Raw genomic sequence first — 13,736 nt, forward strand, 5'->3', positions numbered from 1 at the left:
GTCGGTCGAGAGGGCGGATGTAAATATCTAATTGTGACTTGCCAGTATCAACGCCGACATTAATGTTTTGAAGTGTATTTGTATTCATAATAAGCTAACTCTTGCTTGCAAATGCGGGCTCGAGACCCAGAAGACTATTCGAGTGTGGTGCTTGGAGTTCTATCTGGCGTTCGAACTTGTTATCGGTCTCTCAATAGAGGAGCCATCATTTAATCGAACTACCAAATAGAAGAACTTTAGTTGCAGCTAAAGTCTGGGTCTCACCTTACCCGATTGGAGTGCCTATTATCCATACAAGGCGTTTAAGACGGATTCCCAACGCTTGGCATTTTTTGTTTGCTTCATCTTTAGTGTATACGGCACAATACTTTAAGTGCAGTGGTTGCGCTGCTCACCACTTAACGCGGCGTTATGCATTTCTCCAATTTCGAGACTCAAGGATGATATATGAGTGAATCAAAAGTAGTTCTAGTCACCGGGGGTGGTAGAGGCATCGGTGCTGCCACTTCAAAGCTATTCGCTTCTAACGGCTATGCAGTTTGTATTAATTACAAGTCCAATTCGGCAGCGGCAGAAGCGTTAGCTCATGAAATTAGGTTAACAGGTGGTCCGTGTATTACGGTTCAAGCTGATGTTTCGAGTGAAGTTGAAGTATCAAGGCTATTTGCGAGAATCGATGATGAACTAGGTGCTTTGTCGGTGCTTGTTAATAATGCAGGTATTCTTCGCAAACAATCACGCCTCGAAGATATGACTGCCGACCGAATCAATACCATCCTATCTAATAATGTGACTAGTTACTTTCTTTGCTGCCGTGAGGCAGTCAAACGCATGTCTACACGTCATGGTGGGCATGGAGGTGTGATAGTGAATGTTTCATCGGGCGCATCTCGTTCGGGTTCGCCAAATGAGTATATTGATTACGCAGCGTCTAAAGGGGCAATTGATGCGCTGACAAAAGGGTTATCTCTAGAAGTTGCCTCAGAAGGTATCAGAGTTAATTGCGTTCGCCCTGGGCTCATTTATACGGAAATGCATGCTGATGGTGGTGAGCCTGAAAGGATAGAGCGGTTAAAAAGTATTATCCCTCTCCAACGAGGAGGGCGTCCTGAAGAGGTAGCAGAAGCTATCTATTGGCTTTCATCGGAAAAGTCATCATTCTCTACGGGGAATTACTTAGACCTGTGTGGTGGGCTTTAAATGCATAACAAACAATTTAAGAGTGACTCCTAACGCTTGGCGAGTTTACTCCGGTTTGAATTTTGTGTTTATGGCGCAGTGATTTAGCTTGGGTGTTATAGCGTTGTCGCACCTTAATTGGGCGTTATAAGGCAAACGGAGTAAGATGAACATATCAACATTGGTCAGCTCATCAAAAGGGTTACTTGATTCAGCTGAATATCTCTATAATCACGTTGAAGATGATGATTACAGTCGAAACCCTAATAAGTACGCTTTTATATTGTCGTGTGCAGCAGCTTTCGAGTCTATGTTAAACGACGGAATAGTTAGTTGGGCATTTCATACATTCCCGCGAGATCATTATAAAAGACATGCAACGGCTTTTCTCTCCATGAATCTGGGGAAAAAGTTAGATGCATTGGGTTATTTATTCTCGACAGGCACATGCATAACCGATAACACGAGTCAGCAATATCAAACCTTAATATCGCTGATTAAGCTACGAAATGAAGTCGCTCATAGTAAGGACTTCTTTATCGACAATGGTACAGTTGAAGTCGGTTATGACGATGAAGTAAGAAGTTACCAGTTTTCAAATGATGTAATTTCCAAATTCAACAAGTCGCCTCTATCAATTGAGCGTGAAAAATGTGCAGATATCTTAGGCTCATTAAGAGATTTGTGGGCAGTGCTTCATTATGACGTTGATGCGGAAAATTCACCACTTTTCAAAGCCTTATAACAAAGCATTTAAGAGGGATTCTCAACGCCTGGCATTTCTGCTTCTACTTCAAATTTAGTGTTTACGGTACAATACTTTAGGTTTGGTGGAGGCGTTGTTCACCCCTTAATGCGGCGTTAAATTTCATTCAATTCTGTTGATGTGAAACACGTTGGATAAATTTTTATTTAATGATGTAAAGTAAGAAAAATTACATAAACAGAGGCTTTGCTCTATGGCAGGAAGATCACCGAAGGGACCTGGTTATATCTACATTTTTGTGAACGATACTAACCCTAATGAAGTCAAGATTGGATTATCTATAAACCCGGTAGCTAGACAGAAACAATTACACTCGACGGGAACTGCAAAACCCATGTATATTCACACCGTATGGGAAGTGCCTAACATGAAAGAAGCTGAAACAATTGCGCATGAAGTCATGAAAGGTCATCGAGTTAACCCAAGGCGAGAGTTTTTTCACTTAGTTCCAGAAGAAGCTGCATTACACCTAGAGACTCCTCACCAGCATTTTGGTGGTCACGACCTTGCTGACGAATATCTTTATACTCTTGCTGGGTTAATTGAAGATGCGTGGGAGTATTGTGATATTTCCTATACGCAAGTAAGAGGAAATACCTACTACTAAAAAAGGCGGATATTAAATGAACGTAATTTTGCCATTTAGCTAGCTTAAAACTGAAATTTAACAAAGCATTTAAGAGTGATTCCCAACGCTTGGCATTTTTGATGTCATCGTTGGGTTTTGTGTTTAAGGAGCAATGGTTTAGTGTTGTGGTAGCGTTGCTCACACCTTAATGCGGCGTTATGTTTTTACTCAATTTTTCAGTTTATTGTAGGTTTTTATGACACCAGAATATCGTGTTGATGCGGAACAGAGAATTGAATCTTACCTTTCAGGGCAAGATATCAAGGACATTAAGTTCATACAAGTTGAGCAAACATTTACAGATATGGGCGGTGAAATTCATGTTTGGAATGTTAAAACTAAAACCGATGGTAGTTGGTGGGTCGTGGAAGGTGAGGGTGTTCCAATGAACCTATACACTCAAAACGAATTTTACTTTTCAGCCGATGAGGCTTATTCATTTCACCTTGGCATTTCTCAACGTCTTCAAGCACGTCATCATCTTGAGTTCAAACACATTATTGATGAGGTTCCACTCGATATTGAGCATGTAAAATCTATTAGCCGGCGTCTTAATAACGCAGCTGTTGCTTTGAATGACGTATCTGCGCCAGAAGATCTTCAAGCGATAGGTTTGACATGTAGGGAGAGCTTAATTGAACTAGCGGGAGTGTTGGTGAATGACAATCCTAATTTACTTGTGTAAACATCCCTCAATTAGTGGCACTCGAAATTAGAGTCTTCCTTTCGTTGTGATTTAGCCAAATACTCCCATGGGGTAAGATCTTCCAGTGAGTCATGTGGTCGCTCATGGTTATACTCTTTTACCCAAGTTTCTGTTAATTCGCGAACTTCATTTAACGTCTTAAACACGTACATATTCAAAATGGCATCACGATAGGTTCTATTAAAACGCTCAATATAAGAATTCTGTGTGGGCTTTCCTGGTTTGATAAACTCCAGCTCAATCTGATTGTTCTCCGCCCATTCAGCCAGTTTTAGCGAGATAAATTCAGGCCCGTTATCCATTCTTATCTTTTGTGGATGCCCACGCCATGCGACAACTCGATCAAGTACGCGAAGTATACGAACCGTCGGTAAACTCAAGTCGATTTCTACTGCCAATGCTTCACGATTAAAATCATCTAAAAGGTTAAACGTACGAAAACGTCTTCCACACTGTAAAGAGTCGCTCATAAAATCCATAGACCAACATTCATTTGCATGGTCTGGCACGCACAGTGGCATAGTAACGCGTTGGAAGCCGCTTCTTACCACGTCGTCGCATATTCAGGTTTAACAAACGATATACGCGATGGACTCGCTTATGGTTCCATTTGTAATCCCATCGTTTTAGAGTCTTAAATAACTTGCTAAATCCATATGCAGGATAACGTTCAACTGCTTTTTGAAGCACATCAATGATCTCATCGTCTCGATGTAGATCTGGCTGATATCGATAAACTGAATCGCTAATGCCAACAACTCGGCACGCTCTGCGCTGGCTGACGTTATGTTTGTATTTCACATAATCAACCAATTCACGGCGAACCGATGGCTTTACAGCTTTTTTTCAATAACGTCTTTAAGGATGGAGTGATCCAGACTCAAATCGGCATACATCTGTTTTAATCGACGGTTCTCCTCTTCAAGCTCTTTCAATCGCTTAATGTCAGAGCTATCCATGCCGCCGTATTTAGACTTCCAGTTATAATACGTTGCATCTGAAATACCGTACTCACGACAAGCATCCGATACTTTTCGGCCTGCTTCAACTTCCTTCAAAATCTTAACGATCTGCGATTCTGTGTAGCGTGATTTTTTCATCATCGTTCTCCGTTTTACTTAGTTTAAACGGAAGAACTCTAAATCGGAATACACCTATTTTAGGGGATGGTTACACTTGAAGAAAAAGGGCTTAAAGGTGCTGACTTCAAAGGTATAGCGAGAGAAGTAATTGCAATATACGCTCCAGGGAAAAGTAATAGTAAACTGCGTAAGCGTAGCAGGGACGTCATGGAAGCTGCATGGGATCATTCATCTGAAATTGTGCATTCCCCAAACAAAAATATACCTGACGCAAAAATATGCTTATTGTTAACTTGTTCGGCAGTCTCGTTGATTCAAAACTTGTTTCTCAAATATCTTGGGTTCGATAGCGAGCCCAAGTGTTCTGTCTGCAAAAGCATGGATTTTGAAATATTGGTTTCAGAGGACAGTGAAGAAGCTCTATTTAGCTGTAATAGTTGTGGTAATCAGGAGCAGTTGTCATAAAAAAACATAACAAACTGTTTAAGAGTGATTCGCAACGCGTGGCATTTTTACTATGCGTTGCGTTTAGTGTTTAAGGTGGTATGCGGTAGCTTAGGTATTGCGTTGCTCACACCTTAACAGGGCGTTAGGTTTATAGGTAAGTTCATGGAAATAATCAAGTTTCAGTCTCATCATCACGAAGCAACAGCGCAACTTTACTTTGAATCTAGAGTTGCTACCTTCACTTTCATGGACACAGCAACATATTGTCTAACTGACTTTGTGAAAGACACTGATGGAGAAGAAATTTGGGTAGCTGTAGAGCAGGATACCGTTATCGGTTTTACCTCAATCTGGAAGCCAGAAAACTTCGTACACCATCTATTTGTAAGCCCTCAAAACCTTAAGCAAGGTGTTGGTTTAAAATTACTAAATCATGCGAAATCCCTAAGTAATCGCTTAAGTCTCAAGTGTTTGGTTCAAAATACAAATGCTACCAAGTTTTACCTTTCTCAAGGCTTCACAATTCTAGAAACAGTGGGCAAAGGGAAAGAAAGCTATCATCTCATGAGCTTTGAGGCACAAACCTAACAAACAATTTAAGAGTGACTCCTAACGCTTGGCAATTTTACTTCGGTTTGAATTTAGTGTTTACGGTACAATAGTTTAGCTTAGGTGTTATAGCGTTATCGCACCTTAATTGGGCGTTATATTGCATAAGATTCAAAGGGTTAAATTATCCGTTTATCTTTGTCCTACGTTTAAGCTACACACCTGTTCGTTTCGTGAAAAATGCCATCAAAATGACCATCGCACGTAGAAAGTGTGGCGGTTAATTAGCTGCAACGTCACGCAAGTCTCCTCGTTAGTAAGTTTTGTTGGCTCAAGTTCATTTTGCGCGGCTTCTTTTTGGTGGGGGTTTTATTGAAAATTGTGGCTTCAGCGCACTTTGCTGTCAGGTTTCTCGTTCGAATTCTTTGTCATTCTGGCTAATCGAATGGCTCTAATTTTAGCTCATTTCGCTTCTTAGCCAAGTGCGTTTTATTGTCTATGGTTGAGTTTTGAGCTATCCGTTTTACATCTGAGTTCAAAGCCAGTAGATTTGTAGTCAATTCAGCACCTTGGCGCTAAACTTGGCTCTGTCGTGCGGGCAATATAACAAAGCATTCAAGAGGGATTCTCAACGCTTGGCATTTTTGCATCTACTTCAAATTTAGTGTTTACGGTACAATGCTTTAGGTTGGGTGGAGGCGTTGTTCACCCCTTAATGCGGCGTTATACGCTTTTAGGAAATAATCGAATATGAACAAGTTAGTATTCAGAGTTTGTGATGAGAATAGTTCGTATTGGGCTGATCTAGAAAGGTTATTTCAAAGTGAATGGTCTGACTTTTTCTTCGTTGATACCTATAAATCTGAAGCTAATCTTCCTCCTGTTTTGGTCGCTTTGAGAAACAACGAAGTTATCGGTGGATTGGCTTATTCTCGTTTTAAAGAGCCACATGGAAGTTCAGATGTCATTTGGTTTAATGCTGTCTTTGTTTCGCCAGAGTGGCGCGGTCAAGGCATTGCTAGTGAGTTGATTAACCGAGGTGTTGAGCAAGTATCAGAAACGCTTCAAAGTAATCTGTATGCTTATACAAATGTCGCTCCGTTGTACCAGTCTTTAGGTTGGTCGCTGGTTGATATTGAAAGTGAGCCAAATCATAGCGTAATGAGTATCTCACTCAGAACTTAACCACGCGTATAACAAAGCATTTAAGAGTGATTCGCAACGCTTGCCGTTTTCGCTTCGCTCAAAGTATAGGCAAGCGCCGCTCACACCTTAATGCGGCGTTAGGTGAAGAAGCAAACTTTCGTTGAAATATCTGGAAGGGTTATGATCTTATACAAATACAGGGCTTTGAACTCAATTGAATTTACGCTCGACATCTTGTTGAACGAGCGCCTATATTGCGCGTCATATAAGGAACTAAATGATCCCTTTGAGGGGCAGTTGTTTGATGCCCACCCTAAGGTAGTTCCAATTTTTGATAAATCAAATAATGAGTTCCTTGCATTTAAGCAGTTGCCAGAGGGTCAGACAAAAAGACAAAAGTTATCCTCCATTGAAGATTTAGGTCACATCAGCCAAGGGTACAAAATCTGCAGTCTTTCAAAGTCCCCTTCAGACGTAAAGATGTGGTCGTTATATGCAGATAGTCATAGAGGTATCGCTATCGAACTCGAAATTGAAGATAGCATTGTGTCTGAGGTTAAATATGTTGACTCCTTACCAATCGCGATGAATACCTTGCTAACAAGGGAATCAGCGGAACAGATTTTCTCTAGAAAAACCAAGGATTGGGATTACGAAAGGGAATACAGAATAATAACAACTGAACAGTATTTCCCAATTAAGTCTAAAATTCGTCGCGTATTACTTGGTGTCCGTGTCAGTGAGATCTATGTTGAAATGCTAAGAAAATTGCTACCTAGCACTATACCTATAGTTCAAACTAAACTTGACCCAAGTAATGCGTCAGTAATCACCTAACAAAGCATTTAAGAGTGATTCGCAACGCTTGGCAGTTTCGCTTCGCTCAAGTATAGCCAAGCGCCGCTCACACCTTAATGCGGCGTTATATTGCATAAAATTCAAAGGGTTAAATCATCCGTTTATCTTTGTTCTGCGTTCGAACTACACACCTGTTCGTTTCGTGAAAGTTGCCATCAAAATGACCATCGCACGTAGAATGTTTGTCGGTTAATTAGCTGCAACGTCACGCAAGTCTCCTCGTTAGTAAGTTTCGCTGGCTCAAGTTCATTTTGCTCGGCTTCTTTTTCGTGGAAGCTAAATTGAAAATCGTGGTTTCAGCGCACTTTGCCGTCAGGTTTCTCGCTCGAATTCTTTGTCATTCTAGCTAATCGAATGGCTCTAATTTCAGCTCATTTCGTTTCTTAGCCAAGTGCGTTTTGTTGTCTATGATTGAGTTTCGAACTATCCGTTTTACTTCTGAGTTCAAAGCCAGTAGATTTGTAACCAATTCAGCATCTTGGCGCTAAACTTGGCTTTGTCGTGCGGGCAATATAACAAACAATTTAAGAGTGACTCCTAACGCTTGGCGAGTTCACTTCGATTTAAATTTTGTGTTTACGGCGCAATGGTTTAGCTTGGGTGTTATAGCGTTGTCGCACCTTAATTGGGCGTTATATTGCATAGGATTCAAAGGGTTAAATTATCCGTTTATCTTTGTTCTCCGTTCAAGCTACACACCTGTTCGTTTCGTGAAAATTGCCATCAAAATGACCATCGCACGTAGAAAGTGCGCCAGTTAATTAGCTGCAACGTCACGCAAGTCTCCTCGTTAGCAAGTTTTGCTGGCTTAAGTTCATTTTTCGCGGCTTCTTTTTCGTGGGGACTTCATTGATAATTGTGGCTTCAGCGCACTTTGCAGTCAGGTTTCTCGCTCGAATTCTTTGTCATTCTGGCTCTTCGTATTACTCAAATTTTTCTAATTTCGCTTCTTAGCCAAGTGCGTTTTGTTGTCTATGGTTGAGTTTCGAACTATCCATTTTACTTCTGAGTCCAAAGCCAGTAGATTTGTAACTAATTCAGCATCTTGGCGCTAAACTTGGCTCTGTCGTGCGGGCAATATAACAAACAATTTAAGAGTGACTCCTAACGCTTGGCGAGTTCACTCCGATTTGAAATTTGTGTTTACGGTGTAGTGGTTTAGTTTGGTGTTATAGCGTTGTCGCACCTTAATTGGGCGTTAGTTTGCAAAAGTAGAAAAGCGTTATTATTCAAAGAGCCTAGTCCGGTTTCTGTGCTTTACACCTGTTCGTTTATCGAAAGTTATGCAACCAAATCTCATCGCGCGTAGGGTGTTTTTCGGCTCTTTGAGTTCAACGTTATTCATTTCTCCGCATCAGTAATTTTGGTCACTTAGTGCGTCTCGCGCTATTTCTTTTTCTTGGTGGTTAATCCGTAAAATAGTGGCTTTGTCGCACTTGGTTGTCAGGTTGGTCGAATGAATCCTTTGTCAGCCAAAGTACTTCAAACTGTGGTTGTGCAGCGCATGTCGCTTCTTAGCCAAGTGCGTTTTGTTGTCTGGGTTAGAGTTCTGCAGTTTTCAGTTTTACATTGTCGTTCAAAGTGATCCGCACCAGCAGTTTTGGACACTGAGTTAAGTGAGTACAATCACTAATGAGGTGAACCATGACAAGCAAGAAGAAACGTATTATCCATTCTCCTGAATTTAAAGCAGAAACCCTGAAGCTGGCAGATAAAGTGGGGGTAGCTGCAGCCGCAAGACAGCTCTCATTACATGAATCTCAGATCTACGGTTGGCGAAAAGCCACAAAGAAGAATTCTAATATTAGCCAACGAGAACAAGAATTAGCCGTTGAAGTCGCTAAGCTAAAGAGGCAGTTGGCAGAGCAAGCAGAAGAGCTAGAAATCGTAAAAAAGGCCGCCACCTACTTCGCGAAAAATCTAAAGTAAATTGCTATGAATTTATGCTCGAACACCTGCTGAGTTTTAGTGTTACTCGCATGGCTAAGGTGTTCAGAGTTTCTCGAAGTGGGTTTTATTATTGGGTTGAGAATCGTCACAAGGCGATTCAACGCGAGGCAGCTCGCCAAAAGCTTGATACCAAGGTCAAAGAAGCCTTTGACGTTAGCAAAGAACGAGATGGCTCAAGACGTATTCAAAAGGAATTGGCTGAGAGCGGTGACAACCATAATGTTAAGACCATTGCTGCCAGTATGAAACGTCAGGATTTAGTAGCGAAAGCAGCACGCAAGTTTAAGTGTACAACGGACAGTAAGCATAAAATGCCCGTTGCTCCAAACTTTCTCGCTCAAGATTTTAACGCAACAGCTCCGAATCAAAAATGGGCAGGAGACATCACCTATGTTGCCACAAGCGAAGGCTGGCTGTACTTAGCTGTCATTATTGACCTCTATTCAAGACAAGTTATTGGTTGGTCTATGAATACGAGAATGACGGCCTCACTGGTCTGCGATACCTTATCAATGGCTTTATTTCGCCGAGGTTTCCCTGGGCAGGTTATTACTCATAGCGATCGAGGTAGTCAGTACTGTTCGAAAGACTATCGAGACCTAATAAGCACTTATAATCTAAGGCAAAGTATGAGTAGGAAAGGAAATTGCTGGGATAATGCTTGTGTTGAGAGCTTCTTCCATTCTATGAAAGTTGAAGCAATCCAATACGAACCGATCATGACGAGAGAGCAGATGCGTCAAACGATCTTCGAGTACATCGAGGTTGATTATAATCGAACGAGAAGGCACAGTGCTCTTGGGTACCTAAGCCCAATGAACTTTGAAAAGCAAAATGTCGCTTAGTTAAGTGTCCAGTCTGGCTGGAGCAGATCAGGGTTATTATGGATTTAGTAGCAAGATTATTTCAAAAGAGGCTTGGGCTGAACTTTGTGATGATAGGTCTTATGCTAAATTCGTTGAGTAACGAACATAACAAAGCGTTTAAGACAGATTCGCAACGCTTGGCATTTTTGGTTTTGGTCTAGTTTAGTGTTTACGGCGTCCAAATTGAGTGTAGTGGTAGCGTGGCTCACACCTTAATTGGGCGTTATGTTCACGGGAGGATAATTGGATCAGGAAAAACTATTAAAGTGGCCGAAAGTGGTATTCGTCCATAGCTCCATATTGTGGGTATTTGACCGAAAAAAGGCTGTAGCCGTGTCAATAATCATATTTTACTATTCACATTTCTATGCTTCAGTACTTGGAATGCCTTCATTATTTTCAAGTTCTGGTGCAATTGTATCAGCTGTTGGGTTACTGCTTACCTTAAAGCACAATTTTATAAGTATTGCGCAAAGTCCGTATGCTGCGGTAGTCAAACATCACCAGATGGGTAGCTTTGCTAGTGTAAACATGATGGAAGATCCAAAATATGTAAACCCGGCAGTTATCGCTCTTAAAGATGAATACGTGGGTATCATCTTGGTACTTTTAGGCGGTGTTGTTAGTGGTTATGGTGGGTTTGTGCCATTTTGGGGAGTGTGAACATAACAAAGCGTTTAAGGCAGATTCCCAACGCTCGGCATTTTCAGTTTGCTTTGAATTTAGTGTTTACGGCACAATGGTTTAGGTTTGGTGGTCTGCGTTGCTCACTACTTAACGCGGCGTTATGAGGCATATGGTGATCAAGTTAGAATCAGTATTAGAAAGTGAATTTGAGTCGCTGTTTTCAGTGGTGAAAATGGGGCTATATTCTCACGTAGAATCAGTCTTTGGTTGGTGTGATGATTATCAGAAAAATCGACTAATTAATGATTATGAGCCGAATTGGTTTTATTGGGTTTACTCTGAGCAGACTCGTGTTGGAATGCTCTGCTTCAAACAGTACAGCAATTCATATCATGTTCACTTGTTGGTTGTTTTTCCTGAATTTCAAAACCAAAGTTTAGGGCAAGCTATCATGGCTTATGTTCATGAAAAAGCGAAGAATGAGCATAGAGACAGCATTTCGTTATCAAGTTTTGTTCGTAATATTAAAGCGGTAAGTTTCTATGAAAGGCTAGGGTATAAAGTCATTGATAGTGATGAAAACTTCTTATCATTGTCGTTGAACCTTGCCTCATAACAAAGCATTTAAGAGGGATTCTCAACGCTTGGCATTTTTGTATCTACTTCAAATTTAGTGTTTACGGTACAATACTTTAGGTCGGGTGGAGGCGTTGTTCACCCCTTAATGCGGCGTTATATTGCATAAGATTCAAAGGCTTAAATTATCCGTTTATCTTTGTTCTGAGTTCGAGCTACACACCTGTTCGTTTCGTGAAAGTTGCCATCAAAATGACCATCGCACGTAGAATGTTTGTAGGTTAATTAGCTGCAACGTCACGCAAGTCTCCTCGTTAGTAAGTTTTGCTGGCTCAAGTTCATTTTGCGCGGCTTCTTTTTTGTGGGGACTTTATTGAAAGTTGTGGCTTCAGCGCACTGTGCTGTCAGGTTTCTCGCTCGAATTCTTTGTCATTCTGGGTGATCAAATTGCTCCAGTTTTAGCTCATTCCGCTTCTTAGCCAAGTGCGTTCTGTTGTCTATGGTTGAGTTTCGAACTATCCATTTTACTTCTGAGTTCAAAGCCAGTAGATTTGTAACCAATTCAGCACCTTGGCGCTAAACTTGGCTCTATCGTGCGGGCAATATAACAAACAATTTAAGAGTGACTCCTAACGCTTGGCGATTTCACTCCGGTTTGAAATTTGTGTTTACGGTGCAATGGTTTAGCTTGGGTGTTATAGCGTTGTCGCACCTTAATTGGGCGTTATGCGTCATGGAGGAAATAATGTCTAAAGTAACTTTGAAAGGTTTCATTGTCGTACCTGAGCAGGATTTAGAAATCGTCAAACATGAACTAGAAAACCATAAAATGTTGACTCTACAAGAGCCGGGTTGCCTGATTTTTAAGGTTATTCAAGATGAAGTCGATTCAACTCGTTTCGATGTTTATGAAGAGTTTGTCGATAGAAAGTCTTTTGAGAGTCATCAAAATAGGGTGAGGGGATCTCATTGGGGTGAAGTTACAAGTAACGTTGAACGTCATTATGAAATCTTTGAGTGAAAACGCATAACAAAGCGTTTAAGACGGACTCCCAACGCTTGGCATTTTGAGTTTTAGGTCAGTTTAAGTGTTTATGGCACAATGGTTTAGGTTTCGTGGTAGCGTTGCTCGCCACTTAACGCGGCGTTATGTTCAAGGAGGTAATATGAGTTTTGTAGCTGATAAATCGAAAGACGAAATACTAGAAGAAATGGGCAAAGTTGCTATGCCGGGAAGTGTTGTTCATGAGCAACAAAAAGCTGGGATTATAGTCCGTTCAACAGAAGATATTGAAGATGCACTCTTTGAACTAGGTGAAAAATTAGATAGGAGTGCTAGCAGTTCCGACAAAATGAGCGAACGTATTTATTGGCTAAATGTTATCTTGGCGGCAGCAACAGTAGTAGCAGCAATTGCTACCGTAGTTATTGCTTTTAAAACACCGTAATTAACGCCAACTGATGAACATAACAAACAATTTAAGAGTGACTCCTAACGCTTGCCGATTTCACTTTGATTTGAGTTTTGTGTTTACGGTGCAATGGTTTAGTTTGGGTGTTATAGCGTTGTCGCACCTTAATTGGGCGTTAGCCGCTTTCTCGATCACAAGTATTAATGGAGTAATATATGAATGTACATGAAAAGCTAAATTACGTTGAATTTGGAGCAAAGGATCTAGCTGCAACGAAAGCTTTTTTCAGCTCTGTCTTTGATTGGTCATTTGTTGATTATGGTCCTGAATATGCGGCATTTTCGAATCAAGGTTTAGATGGTGGATTTTTTAAGTCTGATGCTTGTAGTCAAACATCAACTGGCGGCGCACTTTTAGTTTTTTATAGTGCGGATATATCGGCAACTGAGAGTAAAGTACTAAAACATAGTGGTGCGGTTGTTCGACCAATTTTCAATTTCCCCGGGGGTTGCCGTTTTCATTTCGTTGAGCCAAGTGGTAACGAGTTTGCAGTGTGGTCTGAAACACGCGTCTAACAAACATTTAAGAGTGACTCCTAACGCTTGCCGATTTCACTCCGGTTTGAAATTTGTGTTTACGGCGCAATGGTTTAGCTTGGGTGTTATAGCGTTATCGCACCTTAATTGGGCGTTATGTTACTCATTGAAATTCCGCATAAAACTGGTAATTAGCTCTCATCTTTTGTTGCTCGCTTATCCTAAGCTGTATAGGTCAATCCAACTTGAGGTACTCGCTATGAGCATAGAACGTCATGGAATTACAATAGGTATTGAGCGCATTGGCTTGGAATCTGTTTTAGTGTTTAAGGCTACAGGTAAACTCACTCATAAGGACTATGAAGCAATTGTTCCTGTCTTGGATTCTAGCTTAAAGGGTATCAACTC

13 protein-coding genes and 1 pseudogene are annotated in these 13,736 nt (G+C 41.0%); 13 read left to right on the forward strand and 1 reads right to left on the reverse strand.

All coding sequences use genetic code 11. The features are described from left to right. Positions 1-447 precede the first annotated feature (447 nt). The 4 genes from L4C39_RS00005 to L4C39_RS00020 all read left to right on the forward strand — a co-directional run bounded on the left by L4C39_RS00005 (position 448) and on the right by L4C39_RS00020 (position 3,258). Positions 448-1,200 (forward strand): SDR family oxidoreductase, encoded by a 753-nt coding sequence (locus tag L4C39_RS00005; RefSeq protein WP_371712846.1) that lies wholly within the window; start codon positions 448-450, stop codon positions 1,198-1,200. A 145-nt stretch (positions 1,201-1,345) separates the two neighbouring features. Continuing rightward, the gene (locus L4C39_RS00010; RefSeq protein ID WP_429743674.1) at positions 1,346-1,924 is read left to right on the forward strand and encodes a hypothetical protein; all 579 of its coding nucleotides are present in this window, start codon (positions 1,346-1,348) and stop codon (positions 1,922-1,924) included. Between the two features lie 214 nt (positions 1,925-2,138). Further along, positions 2,139-2,552, forward strand: coding sequence for a GIY-YIG nuclease family protein (locus L4C39_RS00015; RefSeq protein WP_429743676.1), 414 nt, complete (start codon positions 2,139-2,141; stop codon positions 2,550-2,552). 217 nt (positions 2,553-2,769) lie between these two features. Next, positions 2,770-3,258, forward strand: coding sequence for a hypothetical protein (locus tag L4C39_RS00020; RefSeq protein WP_429743678.1), 489 nt, complete (start codon positions 2,770-2,772; stop codon positions 3,256-3,258). Between the two features lie 11 nt (positions 3,259-3,269). Here the strand turns inward: L4C39_RS00020 and L4C39_RS00025 are convergent. Then, a pseudogene (locus L4C39_RS00025) lies at positions 3,270-4,379 on the reverse strand (IS3 family transposase). Between the two features lie 591 nt (positions 4,380-4,970). Here L4C39_RS00025 and L4C39_RS00030 point away from each other — a divergent pair. From L4C39_RS00030 to L4C39_RS00070, 9 genes are all read left to right on the forward strand, one after another. Next, entirely contained in the window at positions 4,971-5,396 is a 426-nt protein-coding gene (locus tag L4C39_RS00030) for a GNAT family N-acetyltransferase (RefSeq protein WP_429743680.1), read from the forward strand. Between the two features lie 711 nt (positions 5,397-6,107). After that, a complete protein-coding gene (locus L4C39_RS00035) occupies positions 6,108-6,542 on the forward strand; it encodes a GNAT family N-acetyltransferase (protein WP_429743682.1) in 435 nt (144 codons plus the stop codon). 102 nt (positions 6,543-6,644) lie between these two features. Continuing rightward, on the forward strand, positions 6,645-7,340 hold the full coding sequence (locus L4C39_RS00040; RefSeq protein WP_429743684.1) for a DUF2971 domain-containing protein: 696 nt from the start codon (positions 6,645-6,647) through the stop codon (positions 7,338-7,340). Positions 7,341-9,005: 1,665 nt separating this feature from the next. Next, a protein-coding gene (locus tag L4C39_RS00045) for an IS3 family transposase (RefSeq protein WP_171756650.1) occupies positions 9,006-10,156 on the forward strand; the annotation gives its coding sequence in 2 pieces (ribosomal slippage) (positions 9,006-9,249 and positions 9,249-10,156; 1,152 coding nt in all). A gap of 264 nt (positions 10,157-10,420) precedes the next feature. Then, positions 10,421-10,840, forward strand: a complete 420-nt coding sequence (locus L4C39_RS00050) for a hypothetical protein (RefSeq protein ID WP_429743685.1) — start codon at positions 10,421-10,423, stop codon at positions 10,838-10,840. A gap of 124 nt (positions 10,841-10,964) precedes the next feature. After that, positions 10,965-11,420, forward strand: a complete 456-nt coding sequence (locus L4C39_RS00055) for a GNAT family N-acetyltransferase (RefSeq protein WP_429743687.1) — start codon at positions 10,965-10,967, stop codon at positions 11,418-11,420. A gap of 705 nt (positions 11,421-12,125) precedes the next feature. Further along, complete coding sequence (locus tag L4C39_RS00060) at positions 12,126-12,401, forward strand: putative quinol monooxygenase (protein ID WP_429743689.1); 276 nt, start codon at positions 12,126-12,128, stop codon at positions 12,399-12,401. 145 nt (positions 12,402-12,546) lie between these two features. Then, the gene (locus L4C39_RS00065; protein WP_429743691.1) at positions 12,547-12,828 is read left to right on the forward strand and encodes a hypothetical protein; all 282 of its coding nucleotides are present in this window, start codon (positions 12,547-12,549) and stop codon (positions 12,826-12,828) included. Between the two features lie 179 nt (positions 12,829-13,007). Continuing rightward, complete coding sequence (locus L4C39_RS00070) at positions 13,008-13,367, forward strand: VOC family protein (RefSeq protein ID WP_429743693.1); 360 nt, start codon at positions 13,008-13,010, stop codon at positions 13,365-13,367. Positions 13,368-13,736 lie beyond the last annotated feature (369 nt).

Source organism: Vibrio clamense (genome assembly GCF_050337905.1).
Lineage (GTDB): Bacteria > Pseudomonadota > Gammaproteobacteria > Enterobacterales > Vibrionaceae > Vibrio > Vibrio cortegadensis.